The organism is Escherichia sp. KTE172, assembly GCF_000408845.1.
GTDB lineage: Bacteria > Pseudomonadota > Gammaproteobacteria > Enterobacterales > Enterobacteriaceae > Escherichia > Escherichia coli.
The window spans coordinates 4187601-4207976 of sequence record NZ_KE137316.1; the positions used below are offsets into that span (position 1 = coordinate 4187601).

Below are 20376 nucleotides of genomic sequence, written 5' to 3' on the forward strand. Positions count from 1 at the left end.
CGTTGACATCTTCAACGCCATTATTTATTGAATTGCCTGACAGTAGTCTCGTTATAAATTCATGTAAACATCGCTACAGCTAAACCGGGCGAACGGGGATAAAAATTTCGCAAACAATGTTATTGCTATCAATTTCGACGAAGTTTTCATTGTAATAAAATCGCTCAATATCACTGCCGTTCACTCTGGCTAACCCCCTGGCAGGTAATTCCATCAGATAGAGGTTTCGCGCCCATTCAGGGTAGTGCTCCCACTCACCTTCATAGCGGAAAGAGGCATACAGTCCTCGGTTAATTGTCCACTCTTTCGACATCTCTGAATCGGTTTGTTTGCATACCGTACCGGCAAAAGTTTCAACTGTGAGCAAATCGACCGATTTTGTTGACGGTTCGAATGTGGAGACGAAATAGATATCCGTCTTAAAATTCTTCATACATCTGGCTAAATGATGACGTCGCAGTTTGACTTCTTCATCCGGTGATTTATTCGATACTTCAATATCATATTTAAATGAATTGCCAAAAATAGGTGTCTCAGGAAAGTTGACTAATCTACACTCCGTCTTTTGCTGTTGACGTATTAAAAAAGAAGGGAAGATATTTGCGAGATCCCAATAATCACGGTGGCGGTATTCACGGGGAGAGCAGCCGAATAACTTTTTAAATTCGCGGCTGAATGACTGCTGTGAGTCAAAATGTAAAGAGAGTGCAATATCAAGCATAGATTTCGCGGTGAGTCGGACAAGAATGGCGGCACGACAAAGCCTTCGTTTGCGAATGTATTCTCCCAAAGGCACATGCATGAAATTTCGGAACAGAAGCTGGATGTTGCGTCTGCTGTAGCCAGATTTCTGTGCGATATCTTCGATTGAAATAGGGTGCTCAAGATTGCACTCAATCCACTCCAGGAGCTGCTGTAGAATCTTCTGCCTGATCATCACATTCTCCGTTAATTCTTTGTCATATCGCACATTTTCGTTATGTCCTGGGCCTTAAGTGTATCAAAAACAGCAAGTCCCAAGGCAAAAGCACTGATAGCGTCTGCTTCATTGCCCCAAAAATAGAGAGGTTTCAGTCCTACATTATTAATGAATTTTTTGCATAAGTGATATCAAAATCCACATACTAATTTGAGGTTACGTTTTAACGTAGACTCATTGTTCATACCTAATGGAGGGACTGACAGTGGAATTTTCCGTATTAAGTAACAATCTGAAAATGCCGATGATGGGATTTGGTGTTTTTCAGGTTACCGATAAAGACGTGTGCAAACAGTCAGTGTTGAATGCTATCCGCACGGGTTATCGACTCATCGACACTGCAGCGGTATACGGTAATGAAGATGCCGTCGGTGAAGCCGTTCGTGAAGCTATATCTGAAGGTTTATGTACCCGAGATGAGTTATTTATAACGTCTAAATTGTGGGTGCAGGATATGTTGAATCAGGATACGGCAAAAGCAGGTATTGAAGCATCATTAAAAAAATCGGGACTAGAATACTTCGACCTCTATTTATTGCACCAGGCTATGCGCGATTATTTCAGTGCGTGGCGTGCACTCGAAGATGCCTATGAAGAGGGCAAATTAAAAGCAATTGGGGTTTCCAATTTCTATCCTCATGTTCTGGCGAACTTTTGTGAAACGGTAAGAGTTAAACCGATGGTCAACCAGGTCGAGTTGCATCCCTATTTTGCCCAACCAGAGGCGCTGGCAACCATGAAGTATTATAACGTGCAGCCTGAAGCATGGGCTCCGTTAGGTGGTGGACGACATAAACCCTTTGAAAATAATCTGCTTCAGAGTATTGCAGATGCCCATCAAAAATCGATTTCTCAAGTCATTCTGCGTTGGAATATTCAACGGGGAGTGGTCGTTATTCCGAAATCGACACATCAACAGCGTATCGAAGAAAATTTTGCTATCTGGGATTTCTCACTGACAGAGAAAGAAATGGCACAAATTAGTTCGCTTGATTTGGGTTATGTTGGGGAGTCGGTAAAACATTTTAATCCTGAATTTGTTCGTGGTTGTCTTGCTGTAAAAATACATGATTGATATTAATCATGTATTTTACCTGAGACGACAAGAATCTTTTAACAGGGGAGTGATATTGATCTTCACTCTGTCATATCTCCGGTAATATGGCGTCAGGCTTCATCATCAGAAAGGGGGCCTGACGCCTGAAAAAGTGAACAACAGACAGTGTTCGGATTATCAATATTCAGTTTTTAACGTTGAACTGGATTCATTACTGCGTTGTTTAAGAATTTCCCGCGCCGAATCTGCCATTATCATGACAGCACCTGCCAGCATCAGAGTATCTTTCAATACCAGGCGACCAGCACCGGATAAATAAGGGAAACCATGATGAGCGTCACCCAATGCGGGTACCCATGCCTCCGGGGTGGTGATTAAAAATGAGAGTGTTACCAACGGTGTGGTAAATGCCATCAGCCCTCCCAATAAACCTAACCAGCGATTGACAGGATTAGCCAAAACCAGCAGAGCAATAATCACCTCCACGACGCCAAGACCGTTGGAAAAACCATAGGTATTATTGGCCGATTGCCATGCCCTTGCTTCTGGTTTGTATTCGCCTTCGTGAGTCAGATACTGTTTATAGTCTTCCGGGTGTTCATAAAAGAACGACATTAGTGGACTGTTTGCGACGAATGGTGTAATGCTGTCTGCCTCGTAAGGGACAAACTTTAATAACCCAATCCACATAAAAACAATCGCAATACTCAGACGAATCAATGTCAGGCCAATTTTATCTCCCCGACTTAACAGGTGAAGGTATTTTTCCATTGTGAACATCCTTATTTATACAATACTGCTGTTGCGGTTGAATTATTATCAATTCGCATCGATGTGACTTTCCAGGATGAAGCATTATATTTTCTGGCCATATCAGCAATGGCATCCTCCAGAACTGTCGGTGATGCTGATACTGACGAGACGCTGATATGTTTCAGAATTATTTTATCATCTGCATTGGTGGAAAATGCCATAACGCCAGATAATAGTGTTGCAAATAAAACAGATTTTTTAAACATATAAAATACCATCAATGAAGTGATTAAGAAGTTATAGAGTAACAGAGAATTAATAAGATTCTTTTCTCTGAGACGCCAGAATATTTGTTCTGGCGTCTGATTTTGAGTTTATTTGACTAATGAAAATAGATCATTGAGTGATTCGCTCATCGACGGATGAGTAAATATCTGATCGCGTAATATGCTATAAGGCAGCCCGGCATCCATCACCATTTTCACTATATTAATCATCTCGTGGGAGTCAACACACAGCAGTGATGCCCCTAATATACGTTGGGTTTTATTATCAACAATCGCTTTTAATACCCCACGGGTATCGTTCATCACTCTGGCGCGCGGAATTGCAGCTACAGGCAATGTCACCACCTGAATATCAGCACCACTCTCTCTGGCTTGTTCTTCTGTCATACCAACCCTGGACAGGGGCGGTGTCATAAATACGGAATAAGGCACATTTTTCCGATCATCAGTACTACGTTTGCCTTCACCCAGTAACTCATCACGTACAATGCGGTAATCATCCAGTGAAATATAAGTAAATTGCAGCCCGCCGGTAACATCTCCCATCGCCCAAATATTGTCTGCGGTGGTATGTAATCGCTTGTCAACGACAATTGCCCCGCGCTCGTTTACTGCGATACCGGCATTTTCTGGATGTAACGAAGCGGTAGCCGGTTGACGACCGGAAGCTATTAACAGTGCATCCACCGCCAGTTGGGCGTGCTCGCTATGCACTTGCACTTGATTTTCATGGTGACTGATTCGCTCCACATGGGCATTGAGGATAATATCGACGCCCTGATCGCGTAAAATCGTCGCGATATTATCAGCAATATCCCGATCTTCCCGAGGCAAAAACAGCGAAGCTGCTTCTAAAATGGTTACCTTGCTGCCAAAATTAGCGAACATAGAGGCGAACTCAACGCCAATATATCCGCCGCCTAAAATACCTAAATGCCCAGGCAATTCTTTTAGATTAAGTAATCCGGTGCTGTCATATACTCCTGGCGTGGTGGTAATTCCAGGAATTGGCGGAACCACGGTTTGTGCACCGGTATTAATAAAAATTTTCTCGCCATGAATTTCCAGATTTCCCTCAGGCCGATGAACACGCAGGCTATGATTATTGATAAACTCCGCCTGGCCGTCGATCACGTCGATATTGGGCATATCCGCAAGATTATGAAAATTCTTATTACGTAAAAAATTAACCACTTCATTTTTACGCTGTATGGCACGGACAAAATCTGTGTGCTGCTGTGCGTCATGAACCAATGTTTTGGTTGGGATACAGCCGATATTAATACAGGTCCCGCCATACATTGCATTTGATTGTTCGATGAGAGCCACACGCCAACCTGCTTTTGCCAGCGTGACGGCTAATGTTTTTCCAGCCTTGCCAAAACCAATAATAACTGCCTGATATTTATTCATGATGATTTCCTGTCGAAACGCGTTCATTTGACATCATGACTATAGACGCAAAAGAGCAAATAACATTTCTTCACAACGCTTGATATTTTGTCTTATCGTCTGGTATTTTCTTTTTCTTAATCAGAATCACAAAACAAAAATCATGATTAACTATTTGATGGTATTAGATTAATTATTGACTAAGATAGTTGGTGTTTGTAATCAAAAAACTACTCAGGAGTCTGATATGGATGCTCTTAGCCGTTTGTTGATGCTTAACGCTCCACAAGGAACGATCGATAAGAATTGCGTGTTAGGAAGTGACTGGCAACTTCCACATGGTGCCGGGGAATTGTCGGTTATTCGTTGGCATGCGTTAACGCAAGGAGCGGCGAAGCTGGAAATGCCGACGGGAGAGATTTTTACATTACGCCCGGGAAATGTGGTCCTGCTACCACAAAATTCAGCTCATCGCCTGAGCCATGTCGATAATGAATCGACCTGTATTGTCTGTGGCACTCTTCGGCTGCAACATTCGGCGCGTTATTTTTTAACGTCTTTGCCGGAAACGCTGTTTGTAGCACCAGTGAACCATAGCGTGGAATATAACTGGCTGAGGGAGGCGATCCCGTTTTTACAACAGGAATCCAGATCGGCAATGCCGGGAGTGGATGCTCTGTGTAGCCAGATCTGCGCTACATTCTTTACCCTCGCGGTGCGTGAGTGGATTGCACAGGTTAATACAGAGAAAAACATTCTCAGTTTGCTTCTGCATCCACGTCTTGGTGCGGTAATACAGCAAATGCTGGAAATGCCAGGACACGCCTGGACCGTCGAATCGCTGGCCAGCATCGCCCACATGTCCCGGGCAAGTTTTGCCCAGCTTTTCCGTGATGTTTCCGGAACCACGCCGCTAGCTGTATTAACAAAGTTGCGTCTACAAATAGCGGCCCAGATGTTTTCCCGGGAAATGCTCCCTGTTGTGGTGATCGCTGAGTCAGTAGGCTATGCCAGTGAATCATCTTTTCACAAGGCGTTTGTCCGCGAGTTTGGTTGTACTCCGGGAGAATATCGGGAAAGGGTCAGACAGCTTGCACCCTGAATAAAACCGCCAGCAATCGGAGCAAAGATAATCCGCATTCCGGGAGTTGTGAGCCTTTCAACTATTTCTATTTCCAACGGTGGTTTGGGCTTTATATATTTTTTTCTGATGGACTCTAGCTCAGTTTTTAAATAAAAATGCAAACTAAATTGCTTCAATTAAATAAAGTGCCGATTATTACTTGATACGTAATTATTGTTGGTGATTTTGTTTGTACACCATCAGTGTATATCTCAATAACCCCTGAATAAGTAGCACTGAATAGGTATAAGGGATGTAGCCTTTTTAAATGGATTTCTTATGCTAAAAATGATCGTCGATTTCCCTATAAAATGTGAGCGATGCCGAAAGAAATAAAATTAGTTATTGCATTTGAAGTTTAGATGAAAGATTATCATTTGTCATACAAATGAGGGGTGGTATGTTACTAGCCAATTAAAAAAGAACGCCATATTTATTGATGATTGATCCCCCGGAAGGGGGGAACCATCGGGCATAAATGGGTATGAAGTAATGGAGTATTAGTTGTGAATGTCAATTTCTTTGTCACCTGTATTGGTGACGCCCTGAAATCAAGAATGGCACGAGACTCCGTGCTGCTACTGGAAAAACTCGGCTGTCGCGTAAATTTCCCGGAGAAACAGGGATGCTGCGGTCAGCCTGCGATCAATAGCGGTTATATCAAAGAAGCGATTCCAGGGATGAAAAATCTGATCGCCGCACTGGAGGATAACGACGATCCCATTATTTCACCGGCTGGCTCTTGCACCTATGCCGTAAAAAGTTACCCGACGTATCTGGCGGATGAACCTGAATGGGCATCACGTGCCGAAAAGGTTGCCGCGCGTATGCAGGATCTCACCTCTTTTATTGTTAATACATTAGGGGTAGTCGATGTAGGTGCCAGTTTGCAAGGGAGAGCGGTGTATCACCCATCTTGTAGCCTGGCCCGTAAGCTGGGGGTGAAGGACGAACCACTTACGCTGCTGAAAAATGTGCGTGGACTGGAGCTGTTGACCTTTGCTGAACAGGATACCTGCTGCGGATTTGGCGGCACGTTCTCGGTCAAAATGGCCGAAATATCCGGCGAGATGGTGAAAGAAAAGGTTGCGCACCTGATGGAAGTCCGCCCTGAGTATTTAATTGGTGCTGACGTGAGTTGCCTGCTGAACATCAGTGGGCGATTACAACGGGAAGGGCAGAAAGTCAAAGTAATGCATATTGCTGAAGTGCTGATGAGCCGCTGAGGATATAAAGATGTCGATCAAAACCAGTAATACAGATTTTAAGACACGCATCCGTCAGCAAATTGAAGATCCTATCATGCGCAAAGCGGTGGCAAACGCGCAGCAGCGTATTGGGGCAAATCGGCAAAAAATGGTCGATGAATTGGGGCACTGGGAGGAGTGGCGCGATCGGGCCGCCCAGATACGTGATCATGTTCTGAGTAATCTCGACGCTTATCTGTACCAGCTCTCAGAAAAAGTGACACAAAACGGCGGTCACGTCTATTTTGCAAAAACCAAAGAAGACGCCACCCGCTATATTTTACAGGTTGCCCAACGCAAAAATGCCCGGAAGGTGGTGAAATCTAAATCGATGGTGACCGAAGAGATTGGTGTCAATCATGTGTTGCAGGATGCTGGCATTCAGGTGATTGAAACCGATCTGGGTGAATACATTCTCCAGCTGGATCAAGATCCGCCCTCTCATGTTGTGGTCCCGGCAATTCATAAAGATCGCCATCAGATCCGTCGAGTGCTACACGAACGTCTGGGCTATGAGGGGCCGGAAACGCCTGAAGCAATGACCTTATTCATTCGGCAAAAAATCCGCGAAGATTTCCTCAGTGCTGAAATAGGTATTACCGGCTGTAATTTCGCGGTGGCAGAGACCGGTTCGGTATGCCTGGTGACCAATGAAGGTAATGCGCGAATGTGTACCACGCTGCCTAAAACGCATATTGCAGTGATGGGAATGGAGCGTATTGCCCCCACGTTTGCCGAGGTAGATGTATTGATCACCATGCTGGCGCGCAGTGCCGTTGGTGCACGTTTGACGGGATACAACACCTGGCTGACAGGACCGCGCGAAGCGGGGCACGTTGATGGTCCTGAAGAGTTTCATCTGGTTATTGTCGATAACGGGCGTTCTGAGGTGCTGGCCTCTGAATTTCGGGATGTGCTGCGCTGTATTCGCTGCGGGGCTTGTATGAATACTTGTCCGGCATATCGCCATATTGGCGGTCATGGATATGGCTCTATTTATCCAGGGCCAATTGGTGCGGTGATTTCTCCGCTACTTGGCGGCTATAAAGATTTTAAAGATTTACCCTACGCCTGCTCTTTATGCACTGCTTGTGACAGCGTGTGTCCGGTGCGTATTCCGCTGTCAAAACTGATTTTGCGTCATCGTCGGGTGATGGCTGAAAAAGGGATCACCGCAAAAGCAGAGCAACGGGCGATAAAAATGTTCGCTTATGCCAATAGTCATCCAGGATTGTGGAAAGTCGGGATGATGGCCGGCGCTCATGCGGCAAGCTGGTTTATCAATGGCGGCAAAACACCACTCAAATTTGGCGCGATTAGCGACTGGATGGAAGCACGCGATCTTCCTGAAGCTGACGGAGAGAGTTTCCGTAGTTGGTTTAAGAAACATCAGGCGCAGGAGAAAAAGAATGGATAATCGGAGCGAATTTTTGAATAACGTTGCTCAGGCACTGGGTCGCCCGTTGCGACTTGAACCGCAAGCAGAAGATGCGCCGCTTAACAACTATGCTAACGAGCGGCTTACCCAACTTAACCAACAGCAGCGCTGTGACGCGTTTATTCAGTTTGCCAGCGATGTTATGTTGACGCGCTGTGAGCTGACCAGCGAGGCGAAGGCGGCAGAAGCTGCAATACGTCTGTGTAAAGAGCTGGGAGATCAGTCGGTCGTGATTAGCGGTGACACGAGGCTGGAGGAATTGGGGATTAGCGAACGTTTGCAGCAGGAATGCAATGCCGTTGTTTGGGATCCGGCGAAAGGTGCCGAGAATATCTCGCAGGCAGAGCAGGCTAAAGTGGGTGTCGTGTATGCTGAATATGGTTTAACCGAATCGGGAGGCGTGGTTCTTTTTTCCGCCGCCGAGCGCGGGCGTTCATTGAGCCTGCTCCCGGAATCTTCTCTTTTTATCCTGCGTAAAAGCACAATCCTGCCGCGTATAGCGCAACTTGCAGAAAAATTGCATCAGAAAGCGCAGGCCGGTGAACGAATGCCGTCATGTATTAACATCATCAGTGGTCCCAGTTCAACGGCGGACATTGAGCTTATCAAAGTCGTCGGGGTTCATGGTCCGGTGAAAGCGGTGTATCTGATTATTGAGGATTGCTGAGAGTGATATGAAGTCTGGACATAAACCTGAAGTCGGCATACGAGGTTGTGAATAGCGTTAAGGACAACCTGACTTAACCCCGTTCCGTCATGGTTATGCTGCTCTTCTGTAAATATCCTGGCATTAGTAATGCCAGGATATTTACAGTGAAAAAGACAGGAATCCATTCCTGAAGACGGGCTCCCTTCCCGGTCATTGTCACTATAGTTTTATACAGGCACTCTCTGTCAGAATGCTGTTTATTACTGCCCAGAGTTTTGTTGGTATTCATCTACCATTTTTTTGACAAGGCAAAACATTACAGAAATTACAATGCTTATAAAAAATCCCAGAGCCAGGCAAATGGCAGCAGGGTATTTATTTTTTATTTCTGGTGAGCTTATAGTTACACAGCCATCACCGTTCGGATACAATGACCAGTTCCTGGTCAGGTATATCATTTTTGTATAAAGCTCACTGTTAATTGCTGAAGGTGTTTGTATCTCATCGAGAACTTGCCTGCCATTATGATATTCTGACGCATACCATTTGATAATAGACGCCTGCACGCGAGATATTTCCGCTTCAGCAGTTGGTAAATCTCTCTTATCTCCTGACCATTCCAGCTTTATTTCTCTGTTCTTGACATCTGGGCTGGTCTGAAAAAATGTAGTAATTCGCTGAATAACATCTTCAGTCATTGTGGTCTGACAGGCAAAGTTATTATTGCTATCACAGCTAACAAGTATGCCTGGTGTTGTCTGGTTTATTTTTAGGCTGTAACTCACTTTTATATTATCTTTATTGATATACAGAAACAACAGCACCATTGCCATACAGATAGTTATAATAAAAAGGATAATACGAATCTTTTTCTTCAGATAAAATAAAATCTCAATCAGATCGATATCCTGTTTGATTTGTTCACTCATAATATATCCAGAAAATAAAATCTGCCGCAGATAAATGAATTAATAGGCTGTATCAGGAGTGTTCGGGTTAAATATCAGCAAAAAACCAGCATCATGAATACTGGATATGAAGCATGAGAGTTACCTCAGTGTTTTATATAAGGATTCGGTCCTCATAGTAGAACGGTAACTCTCAATCTGATAGGTTCCTGAGTCAGTTCACATCACGACTCATTTTTTCGCTCTCACCGGCCTCCCATTTGCCACATAATATCCCGCCGTGCTCCTCGGCAACGCATCCTTCCCGCGAATCATATCCGCCATTTTCTCGCCAATCATAATAGTCGTGGCGTTCAAATTGCCGGTGATAATCTGCGGCATAATTGACGCATCCACCACGCGCAGGCCTTCCAGCCCGTGTACGCGGCCTTCGCCGTCAACCACTGCCATCTCGTCATAACCCATTTTGCAGGTACCGCACGGGTGGAAGGCGGTTTCGGCGTGGTTACGCACGAACTCATCGAGCTGCTCATCCGTCTGGCATTCGACACCGGGGCTGATTTCGCGGCCACGATACTGATCCAGCGCCGGTTGATGCATGATCTCGCGGGTGATGCGAATTGCGTCGCGGAACTCCTGCCAGTCCTGCTCGTGCGACATGTAGTTAAACAGAATCGCTGGATGCTGGTGCGGGTCGCGGGATTTAATCCGCACATGCCCACGGCTTGGCGAGCGCATCGATCCGACGTGGCACTGGAAGCCGTGCTCTTTCACTGCGTTCGAGCCGTTATAGTTAATCGCCACTGGCAGGAAATGGTACTGAATATTCGGCCACGCAAATTCCTCACGGCTGCGAATAAATCCGCCTGCTTCAAAGTGGTTGCTGGCACCAACGCCGGTGCCGCCAAACAGCCACTCCGCACCGATTTTCGGCTGATTCCACCACTGCAGGGCAGGGTAGAGGGAAACCGGTTCTTTGCACTCATATTGCAGGTACATCTCCAGGTGATCCTGAAGATTTTCGCCGACGCCGGGTAAATCATGCACCAGCGGAATATCAAACTCCGCCAGCAGTTCAGCGCTACCCACGCCGGAACGTTGCAGGATCTGCGGAGAGGCGATCGCACCTGCACATAACAGCACCTCTTTATTCGCTGTCGCGCGGGTTGGAATGGTGCTGTCGCCTTCCAGCCACTCGACGCCCACCGCGCGTTTGCCGTCAAAAATGATGTGATCGGTCATGGCGTGAGTACGAATGGTCAGGTTAGGGCGCGATTTGGCCTGATCGAGATAGCCACGCGCGGTGCTGGCGCGACGGCCATGCGGCGTGACGGTGCGATCCATCGGGCCAAAACCTTCCTGCTGATAGCCGTTGAGATCGTCCGTGCGCGGGTAGCCTGCCTGCACGCCCGCTTCAATCATCGCTTCAAACAGCGGATTGACGCCGGGTTTGGAGGTAGTGACGCTCACCGGGCCATCGCCACCGTGGTAGTCGTTCTCGCCTACATCGCGAGTCTCGGCCTTGCGGTAGTAGGGCAGGCAGTCGAGATAACTCCAGTTCTCCAGACCGGGTTCTTGCGCCCAGTTATCGAGATCCAGCGCGTTACCACGGATGTAACACATGCCGTTGATCAGTGATGACCCGCCAAGCCCCTTACCGCGTCCGCACTCCATGCGACGGTTGTTCATAAACGGTTCCGGTTCCGTCTCATAGGCCCAGTTATAGCGTTTACCCTGTAGCGGGAATGCCAGCGCGGCGGGCATCTGGGTGCGGAAGTCAAAGCGATAGTCCGGGCCGCCTGCTTCAAGCAGCAGCACGGTTGTGTTCGGATCTTCAGTCAGACGGGTAGCGAGAACGTTGCCGGCTGAGCCGGCACCAATAATGATGTAGTCAAATTGCAAATAAACCTCCTGGTTAGAATATGGACTGGAATTTAGCCATCTCAACCTGGATGGACTTCACCTGGGTGTAACTCTGGAGCGTCATCACGCCGTTCTCGCGACCAATGCCGGAGTGTTTGTAGCCGCCAACGGGCATCTCAGCAGGGGATTCGCCCCAGGTGTTGATCCAGCAAATACCCGCTTCCAGCTGATGAATGACGCGATGCGCGCGGTTCAGGTCCGCCGTCACGATGCCCGCCGCTAGGCCGTAGTCGGTATCATTGGCGCGGCGAATCACTTCGTCCTCAGATTCATAAGTGAGAAGCGACATCACCGGACCGAAGATCTCTTCGCGCACGATGGTCATTTCGTCGCGGCAATCGGTGAACACGGTCGGTGCAACCCATGCGCCGTTATCGAAGCCATCGCCTTTCAGTACATCGCCGCCGCACAGTACGCGCGCGCCTTCCTCTTTGCCTTTGGCGATGTAACGCAGCACGTTATCGCGATGCGGGAAGCTGACCAGCGGGCCAAAGTTAGTTTGCGGATCGAAAACGTCGCCCGCGCGAATGCGCTCAACGCGCGCCAGAATCTTTTGTTCAAATGCGGCTTTGCATTTCGCCGGAACGAAGACGCGGGTGCCGTTGGTACACACCTGACCGGAGCTGAAGAAGTTCGCCATCATGGCGATATCAGCGGCGAGATCGAGATCTGCATCGTCGAAAACGATCAGCGGCGATTTACCGCCCAGTTCCATGGTCACTTCTTTCAGGGAGGAAGCTGCCGAGTTAGCCATCACTTTTTTGCCGCTGGCGACACCGCCGGTAAATGACACTTTGGCAATGCCCGGATGATCGGTCAGATATTGCCCGGTCTCCGCGCCCACGCCCGGCAACACGTTAAATACACCGTCCGGCAGGCCCGCTTCGCTGTAAATTTCAGCCAGCTTTAACGCGGTAAGCGGGGTGACTTCGCTCGGTTTGAAGATCATTGCATTGCCTGCCGCCAGCGCCGGGGCGGATTTCCACAGGGCAATCTGGATCGGGTAGTTCCATGCGCCAATCCCTGCCACTACGCCCAGCGGTTCGCGGCGGGTATAGACAAATGACGTCTCACGCAATGGGATCTGGCTGCCTTCCAGCGACGGGATCAGCCCGGCGTAGTACTCGAGCACGTCCGCGCCGGTAACGATATCGACGGTTGAGGTTTCCGAATACGCTTTTCCGGTGTCGAGGGTTTCCAGTTTTGCGAGTTCGTTATTGCGTTCACGCAGAATATCAACGGCCCGACGCAGAATACGCGAGCGTTCCATAGCGGTCATCGCCGCCCAGATTTTTTGCCCCTGTTGGGCACTCTTCACGGCGCGATCGACATCCTCACGCCCGGCGGCCTGCACGGTCGCCAGCACGTTACCGTTGGCCGGGTTAATGGTCTCGAAGGTGCGACCGCTGGTGGCGGAGGTATAACCACCATGTATATAAAGCTGCTGTTCTGCCATTCGGGACATCACGTCTCCTCGGTTAATCGGTGGGTAAATGCTGAGTAATAAAGTGACGGGTCAGCGAGTGTGCGAGAGGTTTATCCAGCGGTTTGCCGCTCAGTGCCGCGCGCAGCCATAATCCGTCAATCAGCGCGGCAAGGCCGTAGCCCGCTTCCTGTGCCTGTTGGCGCGGTAACTCGCGGTGAAATTCGCTCACCAGATTCGACAACAAGCGGCGGCTGCTCACCTGCTGCAAACGGTAAAGCATTGGCTGATGCATACTGCTGGCCCAAAACGCCAACCAGGCTTTCATCGCAGCATTACTGACCTGCGTTTCATCGAAATTCCCGTCAACAATCGCCTGTAATCGCTGCTCTGCACTGCCCTGCGGAAGTGCATGTAATCGATTCAAAACCGCGTCACGCAGCTGACTGGTGATATCGCGCATGGTTGCTTCCAGCAGACCATTTTTGTCCCTGAAATAGTGGCTGATGATCCCCGTAGAAACGCCTGCACGGCGGGCGATCTGCGCGATCGTTGCATCGTGCATGCCCACTTCATTTATTGCTTCCAGCGTGGCGTCGATCAGTTGTCTGCGCCGGATCGACTGCATCCCCAATTTGGGCATTTTCGCCACTCCATTCATCAGCGTTGTTTATCTATTAAAGCGGTTATTGATTGGACGTTCAATATAAAATGTGTCTTAATTGTTACGAATTTGATTTTAAATGGTAACAATAACAGTGGGGATACTGGATGACAGACCTTTCACACAGCAGGGAAAAGGACAAAATCAATCCGGTGGTGTTTTACACTTCCGCCGGACTGATTTTGTTGTTTTCCCTGACAACGATCCTGTTTCGCGACTTCTCGGCCCTGTGGATTGGACGCACGCTGGACTGGGTCTCTAAAACCTTCGGTTGGTACTATCTGCTGGCGGCAACGCTCTATATTGTCTTTGTGGTCTGTATCGCTTGTTCGCGTTTTGGTTCGGTGAAGCTCGGGCCAGAACAATCCAAACCGGAATTCAGTCTGCTGAGTTGGGCGGCGATGCTGTTTGCTGCCGGGATCGGTATCGACCTGATGTTCTTCTCCGTAGCCGAACCGGTAACGCAGTATATGCAGCCGCCGGAAGGCGCGGGTCAGACGATTGAGGCTGCGCGTCAGGCGATGGTCTGGACGCTGTTTCACTACGGCTTAACCGGCTGGTCGATGTATGCGCTGATGGGCATGGCGCTCGGATACTTTAGCTATCGTTATAATTTGCCGCTCACCATCCGCTCGGCGCTGTACCCGATCTTCGGTAAACGGATTAACGGGCCGATTGGTCATTCAGTGGATATTGCAGCGGTAATCGGCACCATCTTCGGTATTGCCACTACGCTCGGTATCGGTGTGGTGCAGCTTAACTATGGCTTGAGCGTACTGTTTGATATTCCCGATTCAATGGCGGCGAAAGCGGCACTGATCGCCTTGTCGGTGATCATCGCCACGATCTCTGTCACCTCCGGTGTCGATAAGGGCATTCGTGTGTTATCGGAACTTAACGTTGCGCTGGCGCTGGGATTGATCCTTTTCGTGCTGTTTATGGGCGACACCTCGTTCCTGCTTAATGCGCTGGTGCTGAACGTTGGCGACTATGTGAATCGCTTTATGGGCATGACGCTCAACAGTTTTGCCTTCGACCGTCCGGTTGAGTGGATGAATAACTGGACGCTCTTCTTCTGGGCATGGTGGGTGGCATGGTCGCCGTTTGTCGGCCTGTTTCTGGCGCGTATCTCGCGCGGGCGTACCATTCGCCAGTTCGTGCTGGGCACGTTGATTATTCCGTTTACCTTCACGCTGTTATGGCTCTCGGTGTTCGGCAATAGCGCGCTGTATGAAATCATCCACGGCGGCGCGGCATTTGCCGAGGAAGCGATGGTCCATCCGGAGCGCGGCTTCTACAGCCTGCTGGCGCAGTATCCGGCGTTTACCTTTAGCGCCTCCGTCGCCACCATTACTGGCCTGCTGTTTTATGTGACCTCGGCGGACTCCGGGGCGCTGGTGCTGGGGAATTTCACCTCGCAGCTTAAAGATATCAACAGCGACGCCCCCGGCTGGCTGCGCGTCTTCTGGTCGGTGGCGATTGGCCTGCTAACGCTCGGCATGCTGATGACCAACGGGATATCCGCGCTGCAAAACACCACGGTAATCATGGGGCTGCCGTTCAGCTTTGTGATTTTCTTCGTGATGGCGGGGTTGTATAAATCTCTGAAGGTAGAAGATTACCGCCGTGAAAGTGCCAACCGTGATACCGCGCCGCGACCGCTGGGGCTTCAGGATCGCCTGAGCTGGAAAAAACGTCTCTCGCGCCTGATGAATTATCCGGGCACGCGTTACACTAAACAGATGATGGAGACGGTCTGTTACCCGGCAATGGAAGAAGTGGCGCAGGAGCTGCGGTTGCGCGGCGCGTACGTGGAGCTAAAAAGCCTGCCGCCGGAAGAGGGACAACAGTTGGGGCATCTGGATTTGTTGGTGCATATGGGCGAAGAGCAAAACTTTGTCTATCAGATTTGGCCGCAGCAATATTCGGTGCCGGGCTTTACCTACCGCGCACGTAGCGGTAAATCGACCTACTACCGGCTGGAAACCTTCCTGTTAGAAGGCAGCCAGGGCAACGACCTGATGGACTACAGCAAAGAGCAGGTGATCACCGATATTCTTGACCAGTACGAGCGGCATCTTAACTTTATCCATCTCCATCGTGAAGCGCCGGGCCATAGCGTGATGTTCCCGGACGCGTGATTGTTATTGCATAAAACCGCGCCATGTCTGCATATGGCGCGGTTTCTCTTACCTCTTGATACGTTATATCTGTGTACAGTTAAGCCCTTAGTATCGATTGATGATTGCCAGGCAACAGATAATAAAAAAGAAAAGAACTATTGAAGCCCAAAACCTACGCTTGGACTGTTGTGAATGTTCAATAAGCTTAGTCTTATTTAATGTAAATATTGGTGCTAATTTGAAATGACGCTTTATTCATGGGAAACGCGTAGCGCAAATCAACTAAAATCAATGTAACTGTTTGTTGTTTAAGGTTTAATTGTCTGTGTCTGATATTTTATTGATTGTTTTAAATATTGTTTTTATTGTCATTGTTATAATGTTGGCTATCTATTGCTGAATGGATTCAGCCTTAAAAAGCAGGTTGTTAAGGGATAGGCATAGAGTAATGACGTGTATGCATAACCAACATCTTTACTCATTATGTCATTGAATGTTGACGCTATGTGTTTATGAGGTTGAGGTATTTTCAGTTGATCTGGATTGTTAAATTCATATAATGCGCCTTTACTCATGAATGGGCGTCAATACGTAGTGGGAAATTATAAATATTGAAATAGTCCAACTACTTCTTTATTACCAAAAATGAGTATCTGAATTTTAATATTGCATTCTTGCGTGATTATCTCCTGAGTTTGACTTGTGATTACCTTTTTAAGGTATTTAGCGTAACTGTTTTTGAGCGAGCATCAGAGGTAAAGATAATCTTTTTGATAGTAATGTGGGATGTTATGCGTATGGCATCGCTGATGTTTATGGTTACCCCTTATGTGTGCTCAGGAATCCACAGGTAATCACTCATACTGAACAGCGATAAAAGATAAAGGTGTGTTCATGAATTCATGTGATTTTCGTGTTTTTCTGCAAGAGTTCGGTACAACGGTTCATTTGTCATTGCCTGGTAGCGTATCCGAGAAAGAACGACTGCTACTCAAGCTGCTGATGCAGGGAATGTCTGTAACAGAAATATCACAGTACAGAAATCGCAGTGCAAAGACCATTTCACATCAAAAGAAACAGCTCTTTGAGAAACTGGGGATTCAGAGCGATATTACTTTCTGGCGGGATATTTTCTTTCAGTACAATCCGGAGATCATATCCGCCACGGGTAATAATAGTCACAAATATATTAATGATAATCACTATCACCATATCGTCACGCCTGAAGCCATCAGTCTGGCGTTGGAAAACCATGAGTTTAAACCGTGGATCCAACCGGTTTTCTGCGCGCAGACTGGGGTACTGACGGGCTGTGAGGTGCTTGTCCGCTGGGAACATCCACAAACGGGAATTATCCCACCGGATCAGTTTATTCCTCTGGCGGAGTCATCTGGTCTTATCGTCATAATGACTCGCCAGTTGATGAAACAGACTGCGGATATTCTGATGCCGGTAAAACATTTGCTGCCGGATAATTTCCATATTGGCATCAACGTCTCGGCGGGTTGTTTTTTGGCCGCGGGATTTGAAAAAGAATGCCTGAACCTGGTCAAGAAATTAGGAAACGATAAAATCAAACTGGTTCTCGAGCTAACGGAACGTAACCCTATTCCGGTAACGCCAGAAGCCAGAGCGATATTTGACAGCCTTCATCAGCACAACATTACCTTTGCGCTGGATGACTTTGGTACGGGTTATGCGACCTATCGTTACTTGCAGGCGTTCCCGGTCGATTTTATTAAGATCGATAAGTCATTTGTGCAAATGGCGAGCGTGGACGAAATATCCGGTCATATTGTGGACAATATTGTCGAACTGGCGCGTAAGCTTGGTCTGAGTATCGTGGCGGAAGGGGTAGAAACCCAGGAGCAGGCGGATTTAATGATCGGCAAAGGCGTTCACTTTTTGCAGGGCTATTTGTACTCTCCGCCAGTACCGGGTAATAAATTTATCTCTGAATGGGTAATGAAAGCAGGTGGTTGATGTAAACCGCTATTCACAGCGCATCGGGAGGTTGGCAGCGATTAATTCTCCCGATGCAGTAAATCCTGATAGATCCCCGTTAATATGCCATTTGGCGAAAATTGTTTTTTAATCCACTGCGTCACCTGACCGGTGGCAGAGTGCTGGGTCGCCAGTAACATGCGTGAATCCTGGCGCGGATTATGGATTTGGCGGGTAACCAGCAGGGATTGCTCCATCGCCTCGCGAACCATGTAATCCGGCAAAAAACCAATTCCTTCACCTAAAATCTGGCACTGACATTTGGTGTTGAAATCTGGCACCAGAATCGACTCCTGCCCATGCAGCAACCAGCCCACTTTTTTATTAATCGTATGCGCGGTGTCTTCCACCATGATATTGGGATAGAGACGCAGCTGGCTTTCGGCGATGGGTTCCGGCACAAAGGCTAACGGGTGATCCGGGGCGATAGCAAAAGCCCAGCGAATCGCGCCAATCTCCGTGTAATCAATGCCGCCACCGTCCAGCAGCGTGTCGGGTGCGCCGATAGCAATATTCGCCTGATTATTAATAATCGCATCCCAGACGCCGTTATACACTTCGGTCGTCACGGTAATCTGGCAGGTTGGAAACTGCTTTTTCAGTACCTGTAATAAGCGTGCGGTGTGTTTGGGCGTATAAAGCAGTTGGTTAATACAAATGCGCACCCGTGCTTCTATACCCTGCGAAATAGTATCGATGCTGCGTTTGATGGCGTGAAAATCATTCAGCAGGTCGGTAGCTTTGCGGAAAAAATAACGCCCGGACTCCGTTAACTCAATGCTGCGGGTACTGCGAGTGAACAGCACCACATCCAGCCCTGTTTCCATTCGCTTGATGGTGTAGCTAATGGCGGAAGTGGTTAAACCCAACTCTTCTGCGGCTTTACTGAAGCTGCCAAAACGCGCAGCGGTAGTAAATGCCAACAGATTCTCTTCGGTAAAAATTGAGTTCATTAAACCATTCCCGCCATTATCGAATATGAATTTCTCCAGCCATGACTGTAGAGGTATCGGTTAAAGATAGATAATCATTTTTGAATAACTTTTAATACCCGTCGCGTTTAGTCGTCGCTTCGCTTAATTTTTGTCCGCCATATTCTGAAATTATCCCCACGCAGTTACCCGCCAGAAAACCCAGTAATGTCACCGTCCAGTTCATCCCGCTGGCAAAAAATAGCGTCATGCCGAGAAAGCCTCCGGGAATAAAAGACAATAAACCGAAACGTCCTTGCCAGACCACCACCGCCGAGAAGGGTACAGTCATAATCACGCTCGCCCAGAACGTGGACAATCCACTCACCGAGGCCAGCCAACCGGCAGCCAGCGCGGCGAAAAACGCCCACACCATCCCAGAATAATTAACCGCCAGGCTTCTGATAAACCCCGATTTACCGCCGCCTGCGGCATAAAAACTGCAAAAGGCGACGAAGCCAATAGTTCCTAATAATTCCCATCCCTGAGAGAGCCCGACATGTGAAGACACTAACTGCCAAAGCCCTGCACAAATACCGACGGTGACACCCGTTGCCGTGAGTCCGTTCATCTTGTTCCCCTCTGGTTAGACATGGACGAAAGCTACTCTTACATGTGCAGACTATAGAGAAATAAAACCTGATTGAGTGAAAGGGTATCGGGTCAAAGAAACAAATATTGCACTACCGCACACTGCGAAAAGATTGTTGAACATCATTCAACAAAAAGGCGAAATACGGCGAATTAAATTTAAGCGGGTTCTTTTATCAGATTATCGTTGCTATTCTCAATTCATCGAAAACAGCCACAAAAACCAGGGGAATGTGAATGACTATAAAAAATCTACCTGCCGACTATTTATTGGCTGCGCAACAGGGTGATATCGATAAAGTAAAAACATGCCTTGCGCTGGGTGTCGATATTAATACTTGCGATCGTCAGGGGAAAACGGCAATTACGCTGGCAAGTTTATATCAGCAATATGCTTGCGTTCAGGCATTAATTGATGCCGGAGCGGATATTAATAAGCAAGATCAAATATGTTCAAATCCTTTTTTAATTAGCTGCCTGACCGGCGATTTAACCCTGTTACGGATTATTTTACCGGCTAAACCTGATCTTAATTGCGTCACCCGTTTTGGCGGTGTCGGCCTGACGCCTGCCTGTGAAAAAGGCCATTTAAGTATTGTAAAAGAGCTTTTGGCGCATACGGAGATTAACGTTAACCAGACCAACCATGTTGGCTGGACGCCGCTACTGGAAGCAATTGTGCTTAATGATGGCGGGATTAAACAGCAGGCGATTGTCCAGTTATTGCTGGAACACGGTGCCAGCCCGCACATGACGGATAAATATGGCAAAACGCCGCTGGAACTGGCGCGGGAACGAGGCTTTGAAGAGATTGCGCAGTTACTGATTGCCGCAGGTGCATAAA

At 48.0% G+C, this 20376-nt stretch carries 18 protein-coding genes; 8 read left to right on the forward strand and 10 right to left on the reverse strand.

Going from position 1 to position 20376, the window contains the following annotated elements; all coding sequences use genetic code 11:
- Positions 1 to 79: 79 nt before the first annotated feature.
- A complete protein-coding gene (locus G434_RS04450) occupies positions 80 to 937 on the reverse strand; it encodes a helix-turn-helix domain-containing protein (RefSeq protein WP_001309280.1) in 858 nt (285 codons plus the stop codon).
- Positions 938 to 1184: 247 nt separating this feature from the next.
- Here G434_RS04450 and G434_RS04445 point away from each other — a divergent pair, with 247 nt between their 5' ends.
- On the forward strand, positions 1185 to 2054 hold the full coding sequence (locus tag G434_RS04445; RefSeq protein ID WP_001309281.1) for an aldo/keto reductase: 870 nt from the start codon (positions 1185 to 1187) through the stop codon (positions 2052 to 2054).
- 159 nt (positions 2055 to 2213) lie between these two features.
- Here the strand turns inward: G434_RS04445 and rclC are convergent, their stop codons facing one another.
- The 3 genes from rclC to rclA all read right to left on the reverse strand — a co-directional run bounded on the left by rclC (position 2214) and on the right by rclA (position 4489).
- Positions 2214 to 2807 carry a reactive chlorine species resistance protein RclC gene (gene rclC, locus G434_RS04440; RefSeq protein WP_001306921.1) on the reverse strand — a complete coding sequence of 198 codons (594 nt, stop codon included), beginning with the start codon at positions 2805 to 2807 and terminating at the stop codon, positions 2214 to 2216.
- 11 nt (positions 2808 to 2818) lie between these two features.
- Complete coding sequence (gene rclB, locus G434_RS0126010) at positions 2819 to 3055, reverse strand: reactive chlorine resistance periplasmic protein RclB (RefSeq protein ID WP_000474078.1); 237 nt, start codon at positions 3053 to 3055, stop codon at positions 2819 to 2821.
- A gap of 108 nt (positions 3056 to 3163) precedes the next feature.
- A complete protein-coding gene (gene rclA / locus G434_RS04435) occupies positions 3164 to 4489 on the reverse strand; it encodes a reactive chlorine resistance oxidoreductase RclA (RefSeq protein WP_001046306.1) in 1326 nt (441 codons plus the stop codon).
- Between the two features lie 226 nt (positions 4490 to 4715).
- Between rclA and rclR the strand changes: the two genes are divergently transcribed.
- From rclR to G434_RS04415, 4 genes are all read left to right on the forward strand, one after another.
- Positions 4716 to 5570, forward strand: coding sequence for a reactive chlorine-specific transcriptional regulator RclR (rclR, locus tag G434_RS04430; RefSeq protein WP_000339603.1), 855 nt, complete (start codon positions 4716 to 4718; stop codon positions 5568 to 5570).
- A 527-nt stretch (positions 5571 to 6097) separates the two neighbouring features.
- Positions 6098 to 6817 (forward strand): (Fe-S)-binding protein, encoded by a 720-nt coding sequence (locus G434_RS04425; protein WP_001102123.1) that lies wholly within the window; start codon positions 6098 to 6100, stop codon positions 6815 to 6817.
- A gap of 10 nt (positions 6818 to 6827) precedes the next feature.
- Positions 6828 to 8255: a LutB/LldF family L-lactate oxidation iron-sulfur protein gene (locus G434_RS04420; protein ID WP_000023919.1), complete on the forward strand. Its 1428-nt coding sequence runs from the start codon at positions 6828 to 6830 to the stop codon at positions 8253 to 8255.
- Complete coding sequence (locus G434_RS04415) at positions 8248 to 8943, forward strand: LutC/YkgG family protein (protein WP_000370402.1); 696 nt, start codon at positions 8248 to 8250, stop codon at positions 8941 to 8943. The genes G434_RS04420 and G434_RS04415 overlap by 8 nt, the downstream gene beginning before the upstream one ends.
- A gap of 242 nt (positions 8944 to 9185) precedes the next feature.
- Here G434_RS04415 and ykgH read toward each other — a convergent pair whose 3' ends face one another.
- The 4 genes from ykgH to betI form a co-directional block, all read right to left on the reverse strand.
- Positions 9186 to 9854 carry a protein YkgH gene (gene ykgH / locus G434_RS04410; protein WP_000003128.1) on the reverse strand — a complete coding sequence of 223 codons (669 nt, stop codon included), beginning with the start codon at positions 9852 to 9854 and terminating at the stop codon, positions 9186 to 9188.
- Positions 9855 to 10064: 210 nt separating this feature from the next.
- The gene (gene betA, locus G434_RS04405) at positions 10065 to 11735 is read right to left on the reverse strand and encodes a choline dehydrogenase (RefSeq protein WP_001159140.1); all 1671 of its coding nucleotides are present in this window, start codon (positions 11733 to 11735) and stop codon (positions 10065 to 10067) included.
- A gap of 13 nt (positions 11736 to 11748) precedes the next feature.
- Complete coding sequence (betB, locus tag G434_RS04400) at positions 11749 to 13221, reverse strand: betaine-aldehyde dehydrogenase (RefSeq protein ID WP_000089106.1); 1473 nt, start codon at positions 13219 to 13221, stop codon at positions 11749 to 11751.
- Between the two features lie 13 nt (positions 13222 to 13234).
- Positions 13235 to 13822 carry a transcriptional regulator BetI gene (gene betI / locus G434_RS04395; protein WP_001376735.1) on the reverse strand — a complete coding sequence of 196 codons (588 nt, stop codon included), beginning with the start codon at positions 13820 to 13822 and terminating at the stop codon, positions 13235 to 13237.
- A 128-nt stretch (positions 13823 to 13950) separates the two neighbouring features.
- Between betI and betT the strand changes: the two genes are divergently transcribed.
- Positions 13951 to 15984 carry a choline BCCT transporter BetT gene (gene betT / locus G434_RS04390; protein WP_000131044.1) on the forward strand — a complete coding sequence of 678 codons (2034 nt, stop codon included), beginning with the start codon at positions 13951 to 13953 and terminating at the stop codon, positions 15982 to 15984.
- Between the two features lie 876 nt (positions 15985 to 16860).
- Positions 16861 to 17949, forward strand: a complete 1089-nt coding sequence (pdeL, locus tag G434_RS04385) for a DNA-binding transcriptional activator/c-di-GMP phosphodiesterase PdeL (RefSeq protein WP_001322486.1) — start codon at positions 16861 to 16863, stop codon at positions 17947 to 17949.
- 41 nt (positions 17950 to 17990) lie between these two features.
- Here pdeL and G434_RS04380 read toward each other — a convergent pair whose 3' ends face one another.
- Positions 17991 to 18923, reverse strand: a complete 933-nt coding sequence (locus G434_RS04380; protein WP_001084391.1) for a LysR substrate-binding domain-containing protein — start codon at positions 18921 to 18923, stop codon at positions 17991 to 17993.
- A gap of 91 nt (positions 18924 to 19014) precedes the next feature.
- On the reverse strand, positions 19015 to 19512 hold the full coding sequence (locus tag G434_RS04375; protein WP_001013882.1) for a DUF1097 domain-containing protein: 498 nt from the start codon (positions 19510 to 19512) through the stop codon (positions 19015 to 19017).
- A 257-nt stretch (positions 19513 to 19769) separates the two neighbouring features.
- Here G434_RS04375 and G434_RS04370 point away from each other — a divergent pair, with 257 nt between their 5' ends.
- A complete protein-coding gene (locus G434_RS04370; RefSeq protein WP_000153102.1) occupies positions 19770 to 20375 on the forward strand; it encodes an ankyrin repeat domain-containing protein in 606 nt (201 codons plus the stop codon).
- The last annotated feature ends 1 nt before the right edge of the window (position 20376 follow it).